Source organism: Nocardia violaceofusca NBRC 14427, assembly GCF_963869435.1.
GTDB classification, from domain to species: domain Bacteria; phylum Actinomycetota; class Actinomycetes; order Mycobacteriales; family Mycobacteriaceae; genus Nocardia; species Nocardia aobensis.
Map to the genome: position 1 here is coordinate 1 of NZ_CAWMPM010000004.1, position 23,451 is coordinate 23,451.

The 23,451-nt window shown below is 69.5% G+C and carries 19 protein-coding genes; 8 read left to right on the forward strand and 11 right to left on the reverse strand.

Going from position 1 to position 23,451, the window contains the following annotated elements:
- Positions 1-1,125: flavin-containing monooxygenase (locus tag AC5592_RS02470; protein WP_063063250.1), on the forward strand; the 1,125-nt coding region annotated here is incomplete at its 5' end.
- 64 nt (positions 1,126-1,189) lie between these two features.
- Here AC5592_RS02470 and AC5592_RS02475 read toward each other — a convergent pair.
- Together AC5592_RS02475 and AC5592_RS02480 are read right to left on the reverse strand one after the other, a co-directional pair.
- Positions 1,190-2,884 (reverse strand): hydrogenase maturation protein, encoded by a 1,695-nt coding sequence (locus tag AC5592_RS02475; RefSeq protein WP_063063251.1) that lies wholly within the window; start codon positions 2,882-2,884, stop codon positions 1,190-1,192.
- A 105-nt stretch (positions 2,885-2,989) separates the two neighbouring features.
- Entirely contained in the window at positions 2,990-4,324 is a 1,335-nt protein-coding gene (locus AC5592_RS02480; protein WP_036501477.1) for a family 1 glycosylhydrolase, read from the reverse strand.
- A 165-nt stretch (positions 4,325-4,489) separates the two neighbouring features.
- Between AC5592_RS02480 and AC5592_RS02485 the strand changes: the two genes are divergently transcribed.
- On the forward strand, positions 4,490-6,790 hold the full coding sequence (locus AC5592_RS02485; RefSeq protein WP_063063252.1) for a molybdopterin-dependent oxidoreductase: 2,301 nt from the start codon (positions 4,490-4,492) through the stop codon (positions 6,788-6,790).
- A 61-nt stretch (positions 6,791-6,851) separates the two neighbouring features.
- On the opposite strand, the gene AC5592_RS02490 is transcribed toward AC5592_RS02485, so the two are convergent.
- The 3 genes from AC5592_RS02490 to AC5592_RS02500 all read right to left on the reverse strand — a co-directional run bounded on the left by AC5592_RS02490 (position 6,852) and on the right by AC5592_RS02500 (position 8,917).
- On the reverse strand, positions 6,852-7,493 hold the full coding sequence (locus AC5592_RS02490) for a LysE family translocator (protein ID WP_063063253.1): 642 nt from the start codon (positions 7,491-7,493) through the stop codon (positions 6,852-6,854).
- 57 nt (positions 7,494-7,550) lie between these two features.
- Positions 7,551-7,799 carry a DNA polymerase beta superfamily protein gene (locus AC5592_RS02495; RefSeq protein ID WP_063063254.1) on the reverse strand — a complete coding sequence of 83 codons (249 nt, stop codon included), beginning with the start codon at positions 7,797-7,799 and terminating at the stop codon, positions 7,551-7,553.
- A 152-nt stretch (positions 7,800-7,951) separates the two neighbouring features.
- Positions 7,952-8,917 carry an SDR family oxidoreductase gene (locus AC5592_RS02500; protein ID WP_063063255.1) on the reverse strand — a complete coding sequence of 322 codons (966 nt, stop codon included), beginning with the start codon at positions 8,915-8,917 and terminating at the stop codon, positions 7,952-7,954.
- A gap of 122 nt (positions 8,918-9,039) precedes the next feature.
- Here AC5592_RS02500 and AC5592_RS02505 point away from each other — a divergent pair, with 122 nt between their 5' ends.
- Positions 9,040-9,654, forward strand: a complete 615-nt coding sequence (locus AC5592_RS02505) for a TetR family transcriptional regulator (protein WP_063063256.1) — start codon at positions 9,040-9,042, stop codon at positions 9,652-9,654.
- A gap of 41 nt (positions 9,655-9,695) precedes the next feature.
- On the opposite strand, the gene AC5592_RS02510 is transcribed toward AC5592_RS02505, so the two are convergent.
- Positions 9,696-11,144 carry an amidase gene (locus AC5592_RS02510; protein ID WP_063063257.1) on the reverse strand — a complete coding sequence of 483 codons (1,449 nt, stop codon included), beginning with the start codon at positions 11,142-11,144 and terminating at the stop codon, positions 9,696-9,698.
- 322 nt (positions 11,145-11,466) lie between these two features.
- Positions 11,467-12,681 carry a site-specific integrase gene (locus AC5592_RS02515; RefSeq protein WP_063063258.1) on the reverse strand — a complete coding sequence of 405 codons (1,215 nt, stop codon included), beginning with the start codon at positions 12,679-12,681 and terminating at the stop codon, positions 11,467-11,469.
- 74 nt (positions 12,682-12,755) lie between these two features.
- Here AC5592_RS02515 and AC5592_RS02520 point away from each other — a divergent pair, with 74 nt between their 5' ends.
- Positions 12,756-13,211, forward strand: a complete 456-nt coding sequence (locus tag AC5592_RS02520; protein ID WP_063063259.1) for a GNAT family N-acetyltransferase — start codon at positions 12,756-12,758, stop codon at positions 13,209-13,211.
- Between the two features lie 179 nt (positions 13,212-13,390).
- A complete protein-coding gene (gene rox / locus AC5592_RS02525; RefSeq protein WP_036501233.1) occupies positions 13,391-14,809 on the forward strand; it encodes a rifampin monooxygenase in 1,419 nt (472 codons plus the stop codon).
- 13 nt (positions 14,810-14,822) lie between these two features.
- Here the strand turns inward: rox and AC5592_RS02530 are convergent, their stop codons facing one another.
- Both AC5592_RS02530 and AC5592_RS02535 read right to left on the reverse strand, forming a co-directional pair.
- Positions 14,823-15,599: a PaaI family thioesterase gene (locus AC5592_RS02530; RefSeq protein ID WP_036501235.1), complete on the reverse strand. Its 777-nt coding sequence runs from the start codon at positions 15,597-15,599 to the stop codon at positions 14,823-14,825.
- Positions 15,600-15,684: 85 nt separating this feature from the next.
- A complete protein-coding gene (locus AC5592_RS02535; RefSeq protein WP_036501237.1) occupies positions 15,685-16,446 on the reverse strand; it encodes an enoyl-CoA hydratase in 762 nt (253 codons plus the stop codon).
- A 75-nt stretch (positions 16,447-16,521) separates the two neighbouring features.
- Between AC5592_RS02535 and AC5592_RS02540 the strand changes: the two genes are divergently transcribed.
- Positions 16,522-16,995: a flavodoxin family protein gene (locus AC5592_RS02540; RefSeq protein WP_063063260.1), complete on the forward strand. Its 474-nt coding sequence runs from the start codon at positions 16,522-16,524 to the stop codon at positions 16,993-16,995.
- Between the two features lie 67 nt (positions 16,996-17,062).
- Here AC5592_RS02540 and AC5592_RS02545 read toward each other — a convergent pair whose 3' ends face one another.
- Positions 17,063-17,641 carry a DinB family protein gene (locus tag AC5592_RS02545; RefSeq protein ID WP_036501240.1) on the reverse strand — a complete coding sequence of 193 codons (579 nt, stop codon included), beginning with the start codon at positions 17,639-17,641 and terminating at the stop codon, positions 17,063-17,065.
- A gap of 465 nt (positions 17,642-18,106) precedes the next feature.
- Between AC5592_RS02545 and AC5592_RS02550 the strand changes: the two genes are divergently transcribed.
- Both AC5592_RS02550 and AC5592_RS02555 read left to right on the forward strand, forming a co-directional pair.
- On the forward strand, positions 18,107-19,249 hold the full coding sequence (locus AC5592_RS02550; RefSeq protein ID WP_232329160.1) for a coiled-coil domain-containing protein: 1,143 nt from the start codon (positions 18,107-18,109) through the stop codon (positions 19,247-19,249).
- 153 nt (positions 19,250-19,402) lie between these two features.
- The gene (locus AC5592_RS02555) at positions 19,403-20,215 is read left to right on the forward strand and encodes an SAM-dependent methyltransferase (protein WP_198163741.1); all 813 of its coding nucleotides are present in this window, start codon (positions 19,403-19,405) and stop codon (positions 20,213-20,215) included.
- Between the two features lie 25 nt (positions 20,216-20,240).
- Here the strand turns inward: AC5592_RS02555 and AC5592_RS02560 are convergent, their stop codons facing one another.
- Positions 20,241-23,408 (reverse strand): carboxyl transferase domain-containing protein, encoded by a 3,168-nt coding sequence (locus AC5592_RS02560; protein WP_063063262.1) that lies wholly within the window; start codon positions 23,406-23,408, stop codon positions 20,241-20,243.
- Positions 23,409-23,451 lie beyond the last annotated feature (43 nt).

Consider the following 23,451-nt stretch of genomic DNA (forward strand, 5'->3'; position numbering starts at 1 on the left):
GGCGACACCGAGACCTACACCAGCAACTTCCTGGTCGGCTGCACCGGTTACTACGACTACGACAAGGGTTTCCGCCCGCAGTTCCCCGGTGAGGAGAACTTCGGCGGGCAGATCGTGCACCCCCAGCACTGGCCCGAGGATCTGGACTACCGCGGCAAACGCGTTGTCGTCATCGGCAGCGGCGCCACCGCGATCACGCTGGTCCCGGCCATGAGCGAGGACGCCGCGCACGTGACCATGCTGCAGCGCTCGCCTACCTACATCGCGCCGCTGCCCGCCGAGGATCCCGTAGCGGTCGGCATGAAGAAGGCCAAACTGCCCGCCGCGCTGGCCTACAAGACCGGCCGCGCCCGCAATATCGCCCTGCAGCGCGCCAGCTTCGCCCTCTCCCGCAGCAACCCCGCCCTGTCGCGGAAACTGCTGCTGCAGGCCGTGCGGGTCGCCGTCGGGCCCAACGTGGACATGCGTCACTTCAGCCCCAGCTACAACCCGTGGGATCAGCGGCTGTGCATCGTGCCCAACGGCGACCTGTTCAAGGTACTGCGCAGCGGGCGTGCCTCCATCGTGACCGACCGCATCGCGACCTTCACCGAAACCGGCATCCGCCTGGAATCCGGCGAGGAACTGCCCGCCGACATCATCATCAGCGCGACCGGGCTCAACATCCAGATGCTCGGTGGCGCGGCGATCGATGTCGACGGCACCCCGATCGCGACCCGCGATCTGGTCGCCTACAAGGGCGCGCTGATGAGCGGGCTGCCCAACGCCATGATGATCATCGGCTACACCAACGCCTCCTGGACATTGAAGGCCGATCTGGCCGCCGAATACTTCTGCCGGCTGCTCAATCACATGAAGGCCAAGGGGTATTCGAGCTTCGTCGCCGAAGCCGAGGACGCCGACCGGGCGCCCGAGTCGATGATGGGCGGCGCGCTGACCTCCGGCTACATCGCCCGCGGCGACGCGGTGATGCCGCGTCAGGGCCGCCGCGGACCGTGGAAGGTCATCAACAACTACTACCGCGACCGCGCGTTGCTGCGCAAAGCCGATCTCGAAGACGGCATCCTGCGCTTCGGCACCCGTTCGGCGGCCGCTCGCCCGGTCGTCGAATCCCGTTCCGCCTGAACCTGTTCCGGCGGAACCCCGTCCGGTCGCGGCAGCGCACGGCCACGACCGGACGGCCGGGACCTCAGCCCAGCAGATACGTGGGAGTCGCGGGCGGCTTGGTGTTGGCGACGAACTCGCGCCGCAACCGGTGATAGGACTCGCCGTCGCCGAAGAAGTTGCGATGCATATGCGCGAGCTCTTCGGCCCGATACCGCGCCAGCGGCCGCACCGCCTCGTCGGCCGCGCGGCGCTGTTTCTTCGCCAGCAGTAGATTCTGCAATTCCGGTGCGGCCGCGAGAATTTCGGCCTCGCGGCGAACCTGTGCCCGGAATCGCTCGGTGGAGCCGTCGAACACCTTGTCCACCAACCCCACTCGCGCCGCGGCCCGTGCGCCGACCGGCAGGGTCCGGCTGGTCAGCTGCGCGGCGACCTCCGGTCCCACCCGCTGCGGCAGCGTGTAGGTCCAATACTCCGAACCGTGCAGGCCCATCAGCCGGTAGTGCGGATTGAGCACCACCGATTCCCGGCACCACACGTGATCGGCGGCCAGGGCCAGCATCACCCCACCCGCGGCGGCATTGCCCGCCAGCGCCGCGATCACCAGTTTGTCGGTGGTGGTGAGAATCGCCTCCACCACATCATCGATCGCGTTGATGTTGCGCCACGACTCCTCGGCCGGATCGGCGGCCGCCTCGATCACGTTGAGATGGATGCCGTTGGAGAAGAAGTCGCGCCGCGGCCCCAGCACCAGCACATCCACCGGCCGATCGCAGGCCTCGCGATAGGCGGCCAGCAGCCGCCGGCACTGCCGGGTGTCCATCGCGCCACCGGGATAGGCGAATTCGAGATATCCGACGCCCGCGTCCTCGTGGTAGCGCAGCTCCGACCAGGTGTCGCGCACCGCCGCCTCAGCGGGGGAGACCGGCACTTCGGGGACGCCGGCGGGCAGATCGGCGCCCAGTGCGTCGGTGGCCGGCATCTTGAACGTCACCGGTCCGCCCGACACGCGACGCGGGCGCAGCTGCGGCAACCACACCGCACCGTCGACGGTGGCCCGGCAGATCGCGCCGTCGCGGGTGGCGATCACCGCACCCGGCTCACCCCGCAGCCGATCCTCGTGATGACCGCCGTGGACGAAGTATTCGCGGCCGAACAGTTCGTCCAGCACACCCGGCTGGGAATCGGCCGCGCGCAGCGTGCGGATCACGGTCGCGGTATCGGCGGTGGCCCAGTCGATGCGGCGCACCTGCTGAGTGAGGAACGGCCGCAGCCGGCCCGTGACATCGGGGCGGTCGTAGTCCAGCGGTTCGGGCACGTAGTCGCCGGATGCGAAGCGGCGCACCGCGGTCAGCACCGCCTCGACCGCCGCATCGGACACCTCGTTGCGATACAACTCGCTCTTGCCGCACGGCGCCACATCGAACCCCACCGACGCCCAGATGGGACCGGCGTCCATCTCCGCCACCGCCTGCAGCACCGTCACACCCCACCGGGTCGCGCCCTCGGTGATGGCCCAGTCCAGCGACGACGGCCCCCGATCACCCATCGGCCCCGGATGCACGATGAACACCGGATGTTCGGTCCACACATCCTCGGGAATCGCCGTGGTGAGCATCGGCGCCAGAATCAGATCCGGCCGGAATCGTGCGACCCGGGCGCGGAGCAGGTCGTCGCCGAGAGCCAGCTCGACTCCGACCTCGTGATCGCGTTCCCGCAATTCGGCATGCACTCGCTGGGTGAGACTGTTGAATGCGCTGGCGACCAACAGGATGCGCACGAGCTGTCCTCCATCAGGGTGGTTCGTCGGTCCGTGACCGGACCGCAACATTTGCCCCTCCGAAACTAGCCCAGCGCCCGGTGCCCGTATACCCGGTGGGGGAGATCAGTGCGGCACGGTCACCGGATCGGCGCAGCTGCCGGGGATATCGACCAGCGAACACGCCACCGGGCCGCGCGTGGGACGGTAGTCCGCGGCAACACCGCCGGCCCGCGTGATCGCGCGATAGGCGTCCACGGCGTCGGTGGGGCGCCGTGTCAGGGCGGGGTCGCCCAGCACGTCGACGGTGTACAAACCGAAGCGCGGTGTGTAGCTGCCCCATTCGTAGTTGTCGGTGATCGACCAGTAGTCGTAGCCGATCACGTCGATGCCGTCGGCCTTGGCGCGCTGCAGCCAGTACACGGTGTCGCGCAGGTCGTCGCCGCGGGTGTAGCCGTCGGGGCGGGGTGCGCCGTTCTCGGTCGGCATGCCGTTCTCCACCACGTACAGCGGCTTGCCGGGGAATCGGCGCGAATAGTATTCCAGCGCATAGTAGACGCCCTCGGGCTGTAGCGGCATCTTCCACAATCGGTCGAGGTCCTCCGGCGACAGCCGGGCCAGGTCCTGCGGGGTGTGACCGTAGTAGTAATCGATGCCGACATAGTCGAGTTTCGCGGCGATGGCATCGATCATCGGGCCGTTGACCACCGGTTCCGCCGTGCCGACGATGTAGGCGAGATTGCTGGTCACCATGGCGCCCGGCTGCGCCCGGTGGATGTCGTCGTAGATGGTGTTGTGCGCCTGGATCAGTCGCTGCTGCATCGCCGGGACGTCCGCCGGCGACAGCCCGCCGTTGCGGGTTTCGTTGACGATGTAGAACGCCGGTTCGTTGAACGTCACCCACAGCGGATCGCGAGAGGCGTAGCGCTGCACCACTGTCCGCGCGTTGGCCAGCCAGTCGTCGAGCATCGCGGGATGCGCCCAGCCGCCGCGGTCGGCGGCCCAACCGGGATACACCCAATGATCCAGTGTCAGCATCGGGCGGATGCCGTGCGCGGCCATCGTGTCGAGAACGCTGTCGTAGAAGGCGAATCCGGCCTCGTCCCACTCGCCCGGCCGCGGCTGCACCCGTGCCCACTCCACGCTGATGCGGTACACGCCGACGCCGAGCCCGGCGGCCAGGCCGATATCGGAACGATAGCCGGTGAAGAAATCGACCGCATCGTGGTAGCGGTCGTAGTCGGGATGCGTGGCCACGTACCGCAGCCAGTTGCTGTCGGGCGCATGGCCTTCGCATTGGAATCCGGCGCTGGCCACACCCCACAGGAAGTCGGCGCCCAGATTCGGCACGGTGGCCGGTGCGGCCGGGCGGGCCCGGGCGAAGGCGGCGGGACCGGCCACGGCGGCGGCGGTCCCGGCGGCGAGCAGACCGAAGGCCTGGCGACGGCTGAGATTGCGCATCGAACTCCTCGGTATCCGGTGGGGACGGTCCGGCAACGGTAACCCCGGTCACCGCTTCGGCAGGGCCGGACGCGGCGCAGTCATTCTCACCCGCAATTGGGCGAGTGTCCAGATGTTGCGGAATTCGGTCGAACACTGTCGGTGCGCGCGGCTAGGGTGGCGGCCATGGTCACGCATATGACGCATTGGGGAGCGTTCGACGCCGTCAGCGACGGTGAGCGGCTGACCGCGGTACGGCCCTGGCCCGGCGACCCGGAGCCCACCCCGCTGATCGGCAATGTGGCTTCGGCACACCATCATCCGACCCGCATCGATCGGCCCTACGTCCGGAAATCATGGCTCGAACACGGGCCGGGCGCATCCGGACGCGGCGGGGATGCCTATGTCCCGGTGAGCTGGGACCGGGCCCTCGATCTGCTCAGCGGCGAATTGCGCCGCGTCTACACCGAATTCGGCCCCGAAGCCGTCTACGGCGGCTCCTACGGCTGGGCCAGCGCCGGACGGTTCCACCACGCCCAGAGCCAGCTGCACCGGTTCCTGAACTGCCTCGGTGGCTACGTGCGCCACGTCAACAGCTACAGCCTGGGGACCTCCACGGTCTTGCTGCCCTACGTGGTGGGAGACCTGTTCGCGCTGCTGGGACGTTTCACCGCCAAATCGGTGATCGCCGACCACACCGAACTGGTGGTCGCCTTCGGCGGTATCTCGCCGAAGAACGCCGCGGTCAATCCGGGCGGTGTCTCCCGCCACCACAACAGGGACTGGATCGAGCGGGCCCGGCGGCGCGGCTGCCGGTTCGTCACCGTCGCCCCGCTGCGCGACGACACCGCCGATATCGCGGAGGCGGAGTGGATCTCCCCGCGACCCGGCACCGACGCCGCCCTGATGCTCGCGCTGGCCCAGGTTCTCGACGCCGACGGCCTGACCGACACCGCCTTCCTGAATTCCCACACCGTCGGCTACGAACAGTTCGCGCGATATCTGCGCGGCACCGCCGACGGCGTCGTGAAGGATCCCGCGTGGGCCGCCGCGATCACCGGGGTGCCGGCCGAACGCATCCGTACGCTGGCACACGAGATGGCCGCGGCACGCACCCTCGTGACGGTGAGCTGGTCGCTGCAGCGAGCGCAGCACGGAGAGCAGCCGACCTGGCTGGGCGTGGTGCTGGCCGCCATGCTGGGCCAGATCGGATTGCCCGGAGGCGGTTTCGGCCACGGCTACGGCTCCTCGGCGAGCATCGGCGAACCCACCCGCACGCTGCCGCTGCCGCGACTTCCGCAGGGCGCCAACCCCATCGACCGTTTCATTCCCGTCGCGCGCATCGCGGATATGCTGCTCGCGCCCGGCACAGCGTTCCGATACGACGGGCGCGAGCTGCGCTATCCCGATATCCGGCTGGTGTATTGGGCCGGCGGCAACCCCTTCCACCATCATCAGGACCTGGCCCGCCTGCGCCGCGCGTTCGACCGGCCCGAGACCATCGTCGTCCACGACTCGTTCTGGACCGCCACCGCCCGCCACGCCGATATCGTGCTGCCGGCCACCATGACCATCGAACGCGACGACTACGGCACCGGCGACAACGACGGCATCCTGTTCCCCATGCCCGCCCTCACCCGCCCGCACGGGCAGGCCCGCGACGACTACGACATTCTCGCCGAATTGTCCGGAAGACTCGGTACCGGTAAGGAATTCACCGAGGGACGCACCACGGGCGACTGGCTGCGGCACCTGTACGGGCAATGGTTGTCCGACCTGGGCGAACGGGGACGAGACTTCCCGGACTTTGATCGGTTCTGGTCCGGCTCCGGCATCGAACTGCCCGTCGCCGACCCGCCGCAGGTGGTGTTCGCGGACTTTCGTGCCGACCCCGGCGCGCATCCGCTGCCGACACCCTCCGGTCGCGTCGAGATCTTCTCCGAGACCATCGCCGGCTACGGCTACCCCGACTGCCCCGGGCACCCGGTTTGGCTCGAGCCGGACGAATGGCTGGGCGGCGCTGCGGCACAACGGTTTCCGCTGCAGCTGGTCGCCAACCAGCCGCGTACCAAACTGCACAGCCAGCTCGACGTCGGCGCGCACAGCCGGTCGGTGAAGATCCGCGACCGCGAACCGGTGCGGCTGCACCCGGCGGAAGCGCGGGCGCGGGCAGTGGCCGACGGCGACATCGTGCGCCTGTACAACGACCGCGGCTCCTGCCTCGCCGGGCTCGTCGTCGACGACGCGGTCGCACCGGGCATCGCGCAGTTGTCCACCGGGGCCTGGTACGACCCGGATCCGGAAGATCCGTCGTTCTGCCGGCACGGCAACCCGAACGTGCTCACCGCCGACCGCCCCTCCTCCACGCTGAGCCAGGGCAGTACGGGACAACTGGCGCTCGTGCAGATCGAGGCCTATCACGGCGCGGTGCCGGACCTGACGGTGCTCAGTCCACCGCAGATCGTGGCAGATCACGACAGCTTGTAACCGGCTGCCGGACAGGAACATTCATTCCGGTTGTCAACCCGGCGGTGTGCCGATGATCCGCTCAGTCCTTCCGGCCGGTCAGCGCCAAGCTGGTACCGAGTCCGATCATCACGAGCCCGCCGGCGCCGCCGACGGCGGCGAGTCGCCGTGGCGAACGCGCGAACCAGGCGCGTGCCGCCCCGGCGGTCAGTGCCCAGGTGGAGTCGAAGATCAACCCGAACAACGGAATACACAGGCCGAGCACCAGCATCTGCCCCGGCACCCACCCATCCGGGTCGACGAATTGCGGTAGCAGCGCGGCGAGGAAGACCACGGACTTCGGGTTGGCAAAACCGACGACGAGGCCGTCGCGCAGCATGGAGACGGTGCCGCGCCGGATCGCGGGCGCCTCCGTGGTGAAAGCCTCGGCCAGACCGGCACGATGGCGGATCGCCTGAACACCCAGATAGATCAGGTAGGACGCACCGAGAAGTTTGACCGCGGTGAACGCGGTGGCCGACGCCGCGACGATCGTCCCGAGCCCGAAGGCCACCGCGGCGACCTGCAGGTAGACCCCGACCGCGTTACCGGCCACGGTGAACAGCGCCTCCCGCCGCCCGATCGTGATCGCCCGGGTGATCGCGAACAGGACGCTCGGCCCGGGAACGACGACGAGCACCAACGCCAGTCCGGCGAATTCGAGCAGATGATCGGGCGCCACCATGCGACGACCATAACGATCGGAAGGGGAGACCGGCCACCGCTTTCCGCGGCAGGCTCCTCAGCCCGCTCCCGCGATGACCTCGCGCACCCAGTCCACCGGCACCGGCGCCAGATCGTGCGCGTCGAGACCCACGTGGACGGCGTCGTCGCCGTCGCGGCCGGTGCGGCCGGCTCGCGCCGGCGGATGCAAACCCAGCAGCGCATTCGTCGGTTCCGCGTAGATCCCGGCATAGTCGGTATCGCTGCCCGCGGTCGCCGAGCCGTGCGCCCGCGACCCGACCACTACCTCCCACAGCAGATTTCGCACCTGCCCACCCCCGTCCGTACACCCTGGCGCCCCGCTGCGGCGAAGCCGCTACTCGAAGCGCACCGGCACGATCACCGGAGAGGCAACGATAGTGCGGGCGAACGGCTGCGCGCACACGGATTTCCGGCGGCCGATCCGCGCGGGCAGGCGGGTCAGCTGTGGCTGCGCTCGTGCGAGCCGTGCGGCAGCCACACCTGTTCGGCGCGGAGGGCGGCCTGTGGGGTGAAGTAGTCGCCGGTCCGCAGATCCTCGAGCAAGGTCGCGTGTTCGGGTGCCCACCCCAGCAGCGCTCGGGTGTGTTCGCTGGAGACCGGGACGTCGAGGGAGAAGAATCGAGCCAGGAACGGGTTCCCCAGATGCGCGGCGGCCTGTTCGAGGGTCAGCGAAGCGGTGGGAATGCCGAGCACGTGCGCGATCTGTTCCGCGAGACTTCTGATCGTGACAGCGCTTTCGCCGACGCCGTGCAACACGCTGCCGGCGGGCGCCTTCTCCAGCGCCAACCGGAACAAGACCGCGGCGTCGGCGCGGTGGACCGCGGGCCACCGATTGGCGCCGTCGCCGATGTAGGCCGAGACGCCTGCCCTGCGCGCGGCCGCGATGAGCGCCGGAACGAACCCGTAATCGCCGGGTCCGTGCACGGTCGGCGCCAGTCGGACCACACTGGCGCGCACCCCCGACCCGGCGAGACTCAGACAGCTCTGCTCGCCCGCGATGCGGAAGGCGGCGACCGAATCGGGGTCCGGCGCCTCCTGCTCGGTGCTGACCTGCCCGGCCCTGGTCACCAAGGTGCCCGACGTGCTGACAAGGGGCTTGCCGGTGCCGGCCAGCGGCTGTCCGAGCGCCTCGATCGCGGCGCAGTCGCGACGGATGAGGTCATCCGGATCCGCGTAGTCGCCGCCGTAGGCCATATGCAGGACGCCGTCGGCGGCCGCCGCGCCGCTGCGCAGACTGTCGAGGTCGTCCAGGCAGCCGCGATGCGGTGTCGCGCCCAACGATTCCAGCCGGTCGGCCGCGGCCTCCGAGCGGGCCAGGCCGGTCACGGTGTGACCGGCCGCGATGAGCTCGGCGACGACGGCGGGTCCGGTCTGACCGGTGCCGCCGGTGACGAAGACATGCATGGAACTCTCCCTTTTACGCCAGTGACTGACGCTAAGTAGTGTCAGTCACTGACTCTACGGGAAGCGCCAGTGACTGACGCAACGTGATGCCAGTCACTGACGCATCGCGGTAGGCTCGGCGAATGCCACGAAGCGGAGCAGAGGTGCGTCGCCGCCTGCAACAGGCGGCCCTCGAGCTGTACCGGGAACGAGGATTCGACCGGACCACCGCCGCGGAGATCGCCGCCCTGGCCGGGGTCAACGAGCGCACCTTCTTCCGGCACTTCCCCGACAAACGCGAGGTCCTCTTCGACGGCGAAGCCGACCTGCGCACCACCTTGATGCAGGCAGTTGTCGAAGCGCCCCGGGGACTGCGCCCGTTCGAGGTCCTGCTGCGCGCGTTCCGGGAGTCGGCTCGGAACTTGGAACGCAACCGCCCGTTCTCCGATCCACGGTGGGAGGTCATCGCCGTGACACCGGCACTGCGCGAACGCGAGCTGGCCAAACACGCGGGACTCACCGATGCCGTGGCGGAGGCGCTACGACAACGGGGTATCGATGCCGGCCCGGCCGACTTGGCCGCCCGCACCGGCTGGGCCGCCTATCAACACGCGGTCCGCGCCTGGATCGACGACCCCACGGACAATCTGGAGGCGCATCTCTGCCGGGCCTTCGACGACCTGCGCGGCCTCGCCGCCGACGCACCGACACCGACGGATCGAGAAAGGAGATCCGGTCCGGTCCCGGATCCGAAGTGAGCCCGCGGCGGTGGGGCACCGCCGCCGACGATTCGTGCGCACTACGGCGCCCGGAAGCCGCCGATCTTCTCCTCCAGCAGTTCGGCCAGCCGCAGCGGGGTGCGGTCCTCGAACATCGGACCGATGAGCTGGACACCCACCGGCAGGCCCTCGGGGGAACGGCCCGCCGGTACAGCGGTGGCGGGCAGGCCGGGCATGGTGGCCATACCAGCCCAGACGAGCTGGTCGAAGTACGGGTACTCGACGCCGTCGATGTCGATGTGCCGGTCCTCCAGCCCACCGTTGTGGTTGTGCGGATAGGCGGGAGTGGGCGTGATAGGGCAGACCACGGCATCGAATTCGGCGAACAGCTGCCGCCAGCCGTGGCGATGGAGTTCGCGACCGTTGTTGGCCCCCACCCAGTCTCGGTGGCTGAGCACCATGCCGCGCAGCCGCGCCGCATCGAGACTCCGGTCGTCGGCACTCAACGCTACGGCGCGGGTCTGCAGCTCTCGATACACCTCGAGCGGAAGACCCGCGGCGGCATTCGACAGCATCAGCTGCATGTAGAGCGTCGCCGCTTCGGCCGGATCGGGCAGCAGCGGACTGTGCCGTTCGACGCGGGCGCCCTCGTCGGCGAGCGCCTCGGCGACCCGGTTCACGCCGGCCCGCACCGCGGATCCGGTCGGAATGAGTGGATGCTCCTCGAGGACCAGCACACGGAAGTCGGCCAGCCGATCGTGGCGCGGGGGCGGCAGGGAGACGCCATAGGCGAGGCCGTGGGTCAGCGGGTCCGGTCCGGCCATCACATCGAGCAGCAACGTGAGGTCGCGGGCGGTACGCGCCATCGGACCGACGACAGCCAGATCGAGATCGACCGGCAATGCCGGTGCGGGCGGCGCGACCATGCCGCGGGTCGGCGCCAGCCCGAGTGTCGGCTTGTGCGCGTAGACGCCGCAGAAATGCGCGGGGGTGCGCAGCGAACCGGCGAGGTCGGAGCCGATGGACAGCGCGCCGAATCCACACGCCAAGGCCGCCGCCGAACCGCCGGACGATCCACCCGACGTTCGGTCGTGGTCCCACGGATTGTTGGTGGTGCCGTAGATCTCGTTGAAGCTCTGGATATCTCGCAGCATCTCGGGCACGTTCGTCTTACCGAGGATCACCGCGCCGGCGGCCTCCAGCCGCGCTACCTGCACCGCGTCCTCGGTCGCTAGGTAGTTCGCGTGCTGTGGTATGCCCCAGGTCGTGGGCAGCCCGGCGATGTCGTAGGACTCCTTGACCGTCACCGGCACACCGAGCAGCGCCCGGTCCTCACCGCGGGCGCGTGTCCGGTCGGCACGCTGCGCGGCCGCCCGCGCACGGTCGAAGGTCGGCACACAGATCGCGTTGATCGCCTTGTCCTCGCGCTCGATACGAGCGATCGCGTCCTCGGTCAGTTCCACCGAGGTCACCTCGCCCGCACGCAATGCCGCCACGATTTCTTCGGCTGACTGAACGTTCCACTCCATGAATCCGACGGTATGGGCAGGTCACAGGGGGCATAAAACGCCTCTTCACGCAAAGCGCAAATCCGAAACGGAGCGACCCTCGGGGCGAATCGACGCATGGTTCCGTCATATCCCAGGTCACGGCATCGGCAGTGCGCGACGCGAGGCGCGCACGCCATGTAATGCCGTTTCGCACAACAAGACAGATGTCACAACGGCTACCGCGTCGAGACTCCGGTCGCGGACCGTTCGGCCGGAGGCCGGTCCCGGCGGACCTGTGGGTCAGCCTTCGGCGCAGCAATTCGCAGAGGTGCATTCACTGCACTTCGAGCCAGGTCCGGATTCACAACCCGAGTTTGGTTACCGCGTTGTCCTCCAAGGGATTCGCGGTGCGGATATAGCCGTGTACGGTGCGCGGGTTGGACCACCGGCCCTGGCGCATGATCTCGCGGTCGCTGGCGCCGCCGAGTGCGGCCTGGGTGGCGAATCCGGCGCGCAGTGAATGTCCGGAGAACAGGGCCGGATCCAGTCCCGCCCGTGCGGCGTAGCGTTTCACCAGCTCGGCCACCGCACGTCCCGAGATCGGCTGCGCGCCGATACCGCCGTGCCGCGAGACCGGCGGGAACAGCGGGGCCTGCGCATCCACGCGGGTGGCACCGGTGAAGCCGTGGCAGCGGTGGATATCGCCGGTGGCGCAGGTGCGCTCGGTCCACGACCGTAGATCGTCGGTGCCGCCCGCGGTGTGGATATCGCGCAGGTCGATCCACTCGGCGAAGGCGCACACCGGGCACGTCGAGGGTCGCGCCCCACGCGGCAGGGCCACCGACTGGGCGCCGGCGCCGGTCGGATCGGTTTTGGTCGCCGGCAGCCGCACCAGCAGCACGGGTTCGCCGGTGCGGTGATCGAGGGTGACCGCCACATCGCCGACGCGGAGTCTGGCGAGTTCGCTGCGGCGCAGCGCCCCGGCGAATCCGACGAGCAGCATCAGCCGGTCGCGTCGGCGGGCCGGCTCGGTCGGCCAGCCCGGAGCCGGCAATCCGTCCAGCAGTTGTGCCAGCGTGTGCAGCAGCACGGGACGTTTCCGGTTGGGAACGCTGCGACGCGTGCGGCGGATGCCGCGCAGGGTCAACCGCACCACATCCGATCGGGTCGGGGAGGGTAGCCCGTTGGCGGCATGAACCGCGGCGATGGCGGCGCTCTTGCGTTCCAGCGTGGCCGGCCCGAATGCCCACTCGCCGGACGGTTTTCGCGCATCGGCGGCCGCGGCCAGATACACCGCGACATCGAGGGCGTCCGCCGGCAGTGCGCACCGCGCCTCGGCCGCACACCACGCCGACCACCCGACCCAGTCGGAGCGATAGGCGCGCACCGTGTTCGGCGACTGCGAGGCCTCCAGATAGCGGCCCAGCGCCCCGGCCTGCTCGGTGTCGAAGCGCTCCCGCACCATCCGCAGGGCGACCGTGTCGACGAGTACGCTGCGCACTCCCCGCCGTAATTCGGTGCGAACCGCCTCCGGCACGGCGATATCGACGATCACGGGATCCGCTGAGACGCTCATCGCGAGACAGGTTACCGGGCAACGACGTTCGCCGCGCCCGTCCGCGCCGGGAAGAATGATCGACCGTGCCGCCCGTGACAGTTGCCACCGATGATCCCGCCCGCGCCGATGTGCGAGCGCTGGCCGCCCGCCATCTGGCTTTCGCGCGGGCTCATACCCCGGCCGACGCCGTGTTCGCGCTCGACCGGGACGCGTGGGCCGATCCAGCGCTCACCCTGGTTACCGCTCGCCGCGACGGGGTGCTACTCGGTATGGGCGCGGTGCGCGATCTCGGTGCCGGGCACGGCGAACTGAAATCCATGCACACCGACGAAGCGGCGCGTGGACACGGTGTCGGCACCGCGATCGTCACGCATCTGCTCGCGCTGGCGCGCGCCCGCGGCTGGGAGCGGGTGAGCCTGGAAACCGGTGTGGGCGAAGCGTTTCGGCCCGCACGGACGCTGTACGCACGGTGTGGATTCGTCGCCTGCGGCGCCTTCGGGGACTATCTCGACACCGGGACGAGTGCGTACATGACGCGCACGGTGTAAGCGCCGGGCGAAACGGAAGCAGGAGAACAGAAAGACATCCCCTCCCACTTCAATATATAGCGCACAGGGGGCCTTGCGGCAAGGCCCGGGGTGTGCTGCACAATCGTCGGGCCAACGCCACGACCTGCGGAAATCGGCTGTTCCGTGGGCTGTGCCCTCACCGTGTCGAATGGGGTTTCATGATTGACGTGATCGTTGCCGGTGCCGGACCCACCGGTCTGATGCTGGCGTGCGAGTTGCGGTTGCACGGCCTGAACCCGGTCGTGCTGGAGAAGGAGACCGAGCCGACGAAAGTGGTCCGCGCGCTGGGCCTGCACGCGCGCAGTATCGAAGTGATGGATCAGCGCGGGCTGTTGGAGCGGTTTCTCGCGCTGGGCACGAAGTACCCGGTCGGCGGGTTCTTCGCAGGTATCACGGCACCGCAGCCGGAGCTGGACTCGGCGCACGCCTATGTGCTCGGCATTCCGCAGACCGTCACCGATCGGCTGCTCGCCGAGCATGCGGCCGAACTCGGCGTCGACATCCGGCGCGGCTGTGAGGTGGTCGGCGCCATCCAGGACCCGGACGGCGTGACCGTCGAACTGGCCGACGGCAGCCGGCTGCGCGCACAGTATCTCGTCGGCTGCGACGGCGGGCGCAGCACCGTGCGCAAGCTCGCGGGAATCGATTTTCCCGGTGAACCGTCGCGGGTGGAGACGCTGCTGGGGGAGGTCGAGCTGGACGCGCCCCTGGAGACCGTGACCGCGGTGGTGACCGAGGTCCGCAAGACACAGCGGCGCTTCGGGGTCGGGCCGTCGGGCAACGGGACGTTCCGGTTCGTGGTGCCGGCCGAGGGACTGTCCGAGGACCGCACGCTGCCGCCGACGATGGAGGAGGTGAAGCGGCAGCTGGTGGCCACCGCCGGCACCGACTTCGGCGTGCATTCACCGCGCTGGCTGTCGCGTTTCGGCGACGCGACCCGGCTGGCCGAGCGGTATCGATCCGGGCGGGTACTGCTGGCCGGGGATGCCGCGCACATCCATCCGCCGGTCGGCGGGCAGGGCCTCAACCTCGGCATCCAGGACGCGTTCAATCTGGGATGGAAGCTGGCCGCCGAACTCGCCGGGTGGGCCCCGGCCGGTCTGCTGGACAGCTACGAGTCCGAGCGGCACCCGGTCGCCGCCGACGTGCTGGACAACACGCGCGCCCAGATGGAGCTGATGTCGCTCGAGCCGGGCCCGCGGGCGGTGCGCCGGCTGCTCACGGAGCTCATCGATATCGATGAGGTCAACCGGCGGCTCACCGAGAAGATCACCGCCACCGCGATCCGCTACGATTTCGGTCCCGGACACGAACTGCTGGGCCGGCGCCTGCGGGATGTGCGGCTGAAAGACGGGCGCCTCTACGAGCTGATGCACGCGGGCCGCGGACTGCTGCTGGATCAGACCGGCCGGCTGTCGGTGGCGGGATGGGCCGATCGGGTCGATCACATCGTCGATGTCAGCGAGGAATTGGATGTGCCCGCGGTGCTGCTGCGGCCGGACGGGCATGTCGCATGGGTCGGCGGCGATCAGGACGATCTGCTCGCCCATCTGCCGACGTGGTTCGGCGCGGCCTGATCACGCGCCCGAGCTAGGTCGCGGCACCGAAGGTGCGGGCGGTGGCGATGGTGGCGAGCCGGTCGTCGCTGCCGGTGTCGCGCAGATCGACACGCCCGACGCCACCGCGCACCGTCGCGGTGGCCGTCACCGGACCCACCTTGGCAGGTTGCAGATAGCGCAGACCGAGGAAGCCGAGGCTGTCGCCCGGAGCCAGGGACAGCACGGCTTCCTCGGCCGCGACGGCGATGAGACCGCCGTTCACGCTGCCCGCGGCGTTGAGCACCTCGTCGGTGCGCGGGAGTACGGCCACGCCGGGGCGCACGCGTTCGCAGCCCAGGCGTTCGGCCAGGGGAGTGGTGAGCCGGTCGCGCCCGGCCGGCATATCGAGGCTGAGTGCGCGGGGAAGTTGCAAGTCCGGGTCCGGTGCGACCATGAACGAGGCACCGGCCAGGGCCAGCGGTTCGCCGTCGACGGCGAAGTCGATCTCGGCCACGAAGACCGACCGGCCCACCTTCACGGTGCGGCCGATCGCCTCGAGTTGCCCGGCGGCGGGCGCGGGCCGGTACAGGTGGACGTCGAGTTCCAGGGTCACCGGGACCCGCGGATGCATCACCAGCGACGCCAGTAGTCCGGCCACGGTATCGGCCCAGGTGGCGAGGATGGAGGTGCGCAGATGCGTGGTTCCCGGCGCGTGCAGTTCCGGCACGATGGTCGCGGATCCGTGCACCTCGTCGCCGGCGCGCCGGGTGGCGAAGCCGAGTTCGAGCAGCACGTGGCGGCGCGGGGACAATCTGCTTTCGACACTCACAGCATCTCCTCCGGTCCGGTGCGTCCCGGCCGGGCCACACGCGAGCGATCTGATTCTACTTCAAGGAGAATTGCATTCTCATCGACTATTGCGGGGCGCTGATACGCGCCTTCATCGCGGCGAGCCGGGCGGCGAATTCCGCGGAATCCAGCGATGCCACCTGGGGCACGATCTCCGCGTCGACGGCCTCGGCATGCGAGTCCAGTGTGCGCGTGTGGCGCATGGTGCGTTTGGTGGTGATCAGCAACTCGCGCGGCGCGTCGGCCGCGCCGGCCGCCAATTCGACTGCGGCGGCAACCAAGTCGTCGTGGTCACCGAGCACGACACGATGCACCAGGCCCGCACTGTGCGCCGCGTCGGCATCGAGGATCTCGCCCAGCAGCGTCATGGCCGCGGCCCGCTGCGCACCGACGGCGCGCTGCAACATCCATGTCATACCGCCGCCCGGATGGATACCCAGCCGCAGGAATCGCGCATCGAAGCGGGCGCGCGGCCCGGCGAGGCGCACATCCGCGGCCAGAGCCAGATTCAGTCCCGCCCCGACCGCGGCCCCGCCCACTGCCGCGACGGTGGGCAGCGAACACTCGGCCACGGCGAGGAATCCGGCGTAGATGGCCCGCAGACCCTCCTCCGCCGCCTCGCCCAGTGCGCTGAGGTCGGCGCCCGCGCAGAATGCCGGGGGAGCCCCGGTGATCACCACCGCGTACACGCCGTCATCAGCCTCCGCCGCGGCGATCGCCGCCGCCAGCTGCTCGGACAGCCCGAGTGTCAACGCGTTTCGGCGCTGCGGGTCCGATACCGTCACCACCGCGACCGTATCGCGCCGCTCCACCGTGATCTCCGCCATGGCGTCATCGTAAGGGAGTGTGCGGTCGATACGATCCGGGAATCCCGGTCGAACCGGACGAGCAAGGGAGACCGTATGAAGGCCGTCATCGTCTGTGTCTCGGTATCGCACGGCAATACCCGGCGTATCGCCGATGCGCTGGGCGAGGTGCTCGGCGCCCGGGTCGTCGGGCCCGACGAACTCGATCCCGCCGAACTGGCCTCCTGCGACCTCGTGGGATTCGGGTCCGGAATCTTCACCATGAACTTCCATCCCCGTCTGCGCGAGCTGATCCGGGCGCTGCCGGCGCAGTCCGGTACCAAGGCCTTCATCTACGCCACCAGCGGCATGCCGGAAACGCCCCTGCGCCGCTACACCCGTTCCCTCGCAACACTTCTCACCGATCGCGGCTTCACGGTGCTCGACACGTTCACCTGCCGCGGGCTCGATACCTGGCTGCCGATGCGGATCGTCGGCGGGGTCAGCAAGGGCCATCCCGACGCCGCCGACCTCCACGCTGCGCGTAGCTTCGCCGAAGGATTACGCGCCCGCATCACGGCCGGGTCCTGACGCGTCCGCACCCCGACCATTCGCCCGGCGGGCCGACAGCACCCGGCCCACCGCGGCGACCGGCCGATCAGCCCGCGGTCCGGCCGTCCAGTGACTCGCGGATGATGTCGGCGTGGCCGGCATGCTGCGCGGTCTCGTGGATCAGATGCATCAGCACCCGGCGCACGCTGCGGACCGCCCCCGCCTCGTGCCACGGCGCGTCGGGGAGCGGGTGCGTGGCGGCGAGATCGGGTACCGCGGCGATGATCTCCTCCGTGCGCGCGGCGATCCGCTCGTAGCGGGCGAGGATGTCGGCGAGTGTTTCGCCGGGCAGCATCACGAAGGTGTTGCGGTGGTCGATGGCCCATTGCGGGAACTCCCGCGCGGTGCCGGAGGTGAAGTCCGCCCAGGTGACGCCCTCGGGCAGCTCGTATTTCATGGCCGAGGGTCCCTCCACGACGAACCGCTGCCAGTTGTCCTCCATCGCCGCCACGTGTTTGACCAGCCCGCCCAGGCTCAGCGCGCTGACGGTGGGATGCGCGCCGGCCTGCTCGTCGGTCAACCCGTCGACGGTGGCGCGCAAGGCGCTGCGCGCGGCGGCGAGTTGAGCGAGCAGATCGGCCCGTTCGCCGTCGAGTGCGGTCGCCGGGGTGTTGTCGATGGTCATCGTGGTCCTTTCGGGTTGTTGTCGACTCGGCACCGACGATCGCAGGGAACTAGGTCGGATCATGTCCGCTTGTCGCCGATGGAAGACATTCACGGCGTGGGGCGTCCACCGCGCGCCCGCGGGCGACGGCTTGCGCTATCGGTCACCACCTCATCCTCGTCGCCGGGCCCGCCGCTTGACGAGATAGGGCTCCGCCTCAGCCCGGCAATCCATGAGGCGCCGCACCTGTTGGTACGCACGTACCACCGAGCACAGTTTTTCGGCAGTTGTGTTGTGGTTACGTTTGGTTGGTTGCGACCAAACGTAAACGTAAAAGCCAGGGCGGATTCGACGGAGGGAGCGGGTCTGACCTCCGATAAGGTTCACTTATCGGAGGTCAGGATGCGCCGGAATCATTTGGTGTCTAACCTCTTTCGTTTCGTCTCATTCCGTTGGGAACGACGAAACAAACGCTACTATTCCTCTGTGTCGAGCATCTGTAACTACCCGGGCTGTACGCGCACCATCACCCGCGGCGGAACGCCGGGACGGCCCTCGGAATATTGCGATCACCCCGAGCACACCCGATGGCGGGCATGGCGGGAGCGACAGCGCCGTCAGCAGGAGGGTGAGGAACCGGAGACCAACGTCACTGTGACGCAACCGGGTCCGGTGACCGCCGCCCGGTTGCGGGCCGACGAGATGCTCACTCAATTCCGGAGCCTGGCCGATCAGCTGAGTAACACGTTGTCGGTAGCCGTGGCCGAATTGTCGACTCTGGCCGACCCCTCGGTGGCGGAGGCGCAGGTCCAGGCCGTGCAGGCCGACGCCGCGCGCCGCATCGCCGAAGCCGAGGTGGCGACCGTGGCGGCGGAGAAGGCGCGGCGTGAGGCCGAGGAAGCCCGCGCCGCAGCGGAATCCGCGGCCGAGGATGCCGCTGCGGCCGCGGAGTCCGCCGAAGCGCGCATCGCGGAGGCGCTCACCGCACGCGACGACGCACTGCGAGAAGTGCAGCGCGTCAGCAAACAGGCGGCCGACGACGTCTTCGCCGCACGCACCGAGGCCGACGCCGAGATCCGCGCGGTTCGCGCACAGTGTGCCCACGACATCGAGGAAGCGCGGCGGCAGGCCGCCGAACAGACCGATCTGGCGCGCACCACGTTCACCGCCGAACTCGAACAGGTGCGTCGCGACAGTGCCCAGCGCATCACCGCCGCCGGCGCCGAACGCGACCTGGCCGTGCAGCGCGCCGCCGACGCCGAACGCGCCATCGAGCGCGCCGAATCGGCTGTCGCCGAACGTAACCGGACCCTGGACGAGGTCAGGGCGGAATTGGTCCGCGCGCGCGGCGACATCGACCGGATGCGCGCGGAGGCGACCGCGGCACAACAGCGCGCCGCCGACGATATCGCCGCCGTGCGCGCGGAAGCCGCCGCGGCCGCCGAACATGTCGCACAGCAGACCGCGGCCCGGCTGGCGGCGGTCGAGGACGCGCGCCGCCAGACCCTGGCCCGAGCCGAACGCGCCGAGGCGCAACTCGATGCCGAGCTGTCGCGGCGTACGGGCACGCGGACGGTCGATGCGCGCGAATCCGGCACTGGCGCACCAGAAATGGCCGATCCCCGCTGATGTGGTGAACATTCGCGCAATCAACCGGCGACAGGTATCGAAAACCACGCCGAGACCGAGTCGATCGTCGGCTTCGGTGGGGGCCGACCGCTATGCTCGACAACTGAATCAGCCACGGCTGCGACGGGCGTCGTGGGAATCGAGAGGTGACTAGTGAACGACGACGCCATGCGAGCGCGGCAAGCAAGGCCGAGCGTGGCACGGGTATACGACTACATCCTCGGCGGGCGCGACAACTACGGCGTCGACCAGAACCTCGCCGATTACTTCATCGACTTCCTGCCCGGTTCCGAGCAGGTGGCGATCACCGCCCGGGCGGCCACGCTCCGCGCCGTACGCAGCATGTGCGCCAACGGAATTCGCCAGTTCATCGATCTGGGATGCGGACTGCCCACCACCGAGAACGTGCACGACGTGGTGCGCCGCCAGCATCCCGACGCGCCGATCGTCTACGTCGACAACGATCCGTTCGTCGTCGCCCACGGCCGCGCGCTGTTGTCGGTCGACGATCGGATCGCGGTGCTGGGTCGTGATCTGTGCCAGGTCTCGGAAATCGCCGGCGATGCCGATGTGAAGCGGCTGATCAACTTCGACGAACCGGTGGGCCTGCTGTTCGGGGTCGTGCTGGCCTTCGTGGAGGACAACGAGAACCCGGTCGGTGTGGTCGGCGACTGGGCCGCCCGTGTTCCGGCCGGCAGCCAGGTCTACATCTCGCATTTCCGTTCCGGGCACAACCGCGAGACCAACACCACCGAGCGCAAGGTGCTCGACGCCTTCGGCCGCGGTCGCTGGCGCAACGACGACGAGATCGAGGCACTGTTCGGCGATTTGGAACTGATCGATCCCGGCCTGCAGCCGTGCGCGCGCTGGTGGCCCGAGTCGGCCGCCGAGGATTCCGGCAGTGGACGCGAACTCAGCGTGTGGGAGCAGCTGATCGTCGCGGGGCTGGCCCGCAAATCCGCCTGAGCCGCACGGGGATCGGCGCCCGCGCTCAGCGCAGGGTGCCGATCCAGCGGCGCGTCTGCGCCGGGTCGATCACGTCATCGAGTTCGAGTACCGTCGCGGCGGTGAGCGCCTTCCCGCTCTCGTAGGCCGCGCGCACCAGATTGTCGAACGCGGCGCTGCGCTGCACCGGATCCTCGATCGCCGCCAGTTCTTTCGCGAAACCCAGCCGCACCGCTCCCTCCAGACCCATCCCGCCGATTTCCCCGGTCGGCCAGGCGACGACGAATCGCGGGGCGCGGAAGGAGCCGGCCGCCATCGCCTGCGCGCCCAAGCCGTAGCCCTTGCGCAGGATGACGGTGCCCCACGGCACCGACATGGCGGCCGCGTCGATGAACAGGCGACTGAACTTCGTGACCGTGGCATGCGTTTCCGCCTCCGGTCCGACCATGAAACCCGGTGTGTCACACAGCGATACGATGGGCAGACCGTGTGCGTCGCACAGCCGCAGGAAGGCGCTGAGTTTGTCGGCGGCGGGGGCGTCGATCGCGCCGCCGAGGTGATGGCAGTCGTTGGCGATGAGCCCGAAGGGTCTGCCCTGGACGCGGATCAAAGCGGTAACCACGCCCACGCCCCAGTCGCGGCGCAATTCCAGAACCGAACCGGTGTCGGCGATCGCGGCCACGGCCGCGCGGATGTCGTAGGCCCGCAGCCGGTCCTCGGGCACCACATGGCGGGCCAGGCGCGGGTCCGGCTCCTCCCACGTGTCCACGGTCCCTTGGAAATAGCCGAGATAATCGCGGGCGATCGCCACCGCCTCGGCTTCGTCGGCGGCGACGATGTGCACCACGCCGTTGCGGCGCTGCACCCGCACGGGGCCGATCTCCTCCGGTGTGTAGACACCCAGTCCACCGCCCTCGATCATCGCGGGCCCGCCCATGCCGATATTGGCGTCGGGGGTGGCGATGACGACGTCGCACATGCCGAGCAGCGCCGCGTTTCCGGCGAAGCAGCGCCCGGACACGATGCCGATCAGCGGGACCGTACCCGACAGTGCGGCCATCGCGCGGAAGGTCGTCACGTCCAGTCCCGAGATGCCCGCGTGATCGGTGTCGCCGGGTCTGCCGCCGCCGCCCTCGGTGAAGAACACCACCGGAAGTCGTTGTTCGCGTGCCAGTTCCAGCATCCGGTCGGTCTTGGCGTGATTGCGCATGCCCTGGGTGCCGGCCAGCACCGTGTAGTCGTAGGACATCACCACCGCCCGCGCGCGGTCGTGCCCGAATCGGGCGGCGTTGACGGTCGCGACCCCGGCGACGAGCCCGTCGGCCGGCGTATTCGCGATGAGATCCTCGATGCTGCGCCGGGACCGCTGCGCCGCCACCGCCAACGCCCCGTATTCGACGAAACTGTCGTCGTCGACCAGGTCCGCGATGTTCTCGCGGGCGGTCCGACGCCCCAGCCGGTGCCGTTTGGCGACCGCCTCCGGGCGTGCCTCGTCGAGTCCGGCACGATGGCGGGCCCGCACCTGCGCCAGATCGTCGCGTTCGGTGTCGAGATCCACGGCCGTGACGTCGGCGTCCTCGCCGTCGTGATCCGCGTCGTCCCACACCAGCAGTGCCGCATGCGGATCCACCACCGTCGCGGGCTCGGCCAGAACCCGCACCACCCGCAACGGCTGTCCGGCGCGGACCACGTGATGCATCTTCATCGCCTCGACGACGGCGACCTCGGCGCCCGCGGCCACCACCGTGCCCGGTTCGACGACACTGATCACCGTGCCACCCAGCGGTGAGCGCAACACCTGCTCGTCGCCGTCGTAGCGGTCCACCGCCACCGGCGCAGCCTCGACCGGCGGCGGGGGAGCCGATTCCTCGGCCCGGGCGGCCAATTCGGCGCTGTGGCGTTCGAACCACAGCGTGTCGACCGTGGTGTCGCCGGGCAAGGCGTCGAGGACGGCACGCTGCAGGGCGACGGTGGTGTCGACGCCGTCGATCGTGGTTTCGGCCAGGGCGTCGGCAGCCCGCCGCAGCGCCGCCGGGAAGGTCGGTCCGCGCGCGATGATCTTGGCGAGCAGGGAATCGAAACCGGCGCCCTGGCGCATACCGCTGTAGGCGGCGGTGTCGACGCGCACACCGGATCCGGTGGGCGGGGTGAACCGGGTGAGTACACCGGTGCTGGGCAGGACATCGCCTGTCGTGCTGAGTATTTCGGCATTGACACGCACCTGCACCGCATATCCGCGGGTGGTGGCGGGCAGCTCGAGATCGTCGAGGGTGCGGCCCTGCGCGAGATCGAACTGCACGGCCACCAGATCCAGGCCCGTCACCTCCTCGGTGACGGTGTGCTCGACCTGCAACCGCGGATTGACCTCCAGAAACCAGGCAGTGTCGTCGCGCACCAGGAATTCGACGGTGATCACGCCCCGGCAGCCGACCGTTTCGGCCAGTCGTACCGCCTCGGCGTGCAGGCGCTCGCGCAGATCCGGCGCGAGGGCGGGCGCGGGCGCGATCTCGATCAGTTTCTGGCGGCGCCGCTGCACGCTGCAATCGCGATCGCCGAGCGCGACCGCGCGCGAACCGTCGGCGACGATCTGCACCTCGATGTGGCGGGCGTGTTCTACCAGCGCCTCGGCGTAGACGGTGTCGTCCCCGAAACCCGCGCGGGCCTCGGCCCGGCAGTGGGCATAGGCCTGCGCCAGCTCCTCGCGCCGGCGCACCACACGCATGCCGCGGCCGCCGCCACCGGCGGTCGCCTTGATCATCACGCCCTCGGGGTGGGCGGTGAGCAGCGCCTCGATCTGCTCGGGCCCGGCGGCGCCGGAGGTGGCGGGCAGTACCGCGACACCGGCCTGTTCCGCGGCGCGCCGCGCCGCGACCTTGTCACCGAAAATCCGCAGCACCTCCGGAGCGGGCCCGACGAACACCAGATCCGCCGCCGCGCACGCGGCGGCGAAATCGGCGCTCTCGCTGAGGAATCCGTATCCCGGATGGACCAGCGCGCCCGGTCCCGCGGTGCCGGCGGCCGCGACGACGGCGTCGATGTCGAGGTAGGCCGCGGCTCCCGCGCCGGGGAGCCGGACCGCCTCGTCGGCCAGCCGCACCGGCATCGCGTCCGGCTCGTCCACCGTCGACAACGCCCGCGTGCCGTAGCCGCGCTCTCGCGCCGTACGCAACACCCGGACCGCCACTTCACCCCGGTTCGCCACCACCACCTGCATGCCGCCAGTCTGATTGACATTGACGTCAACGTCAATAGGATAG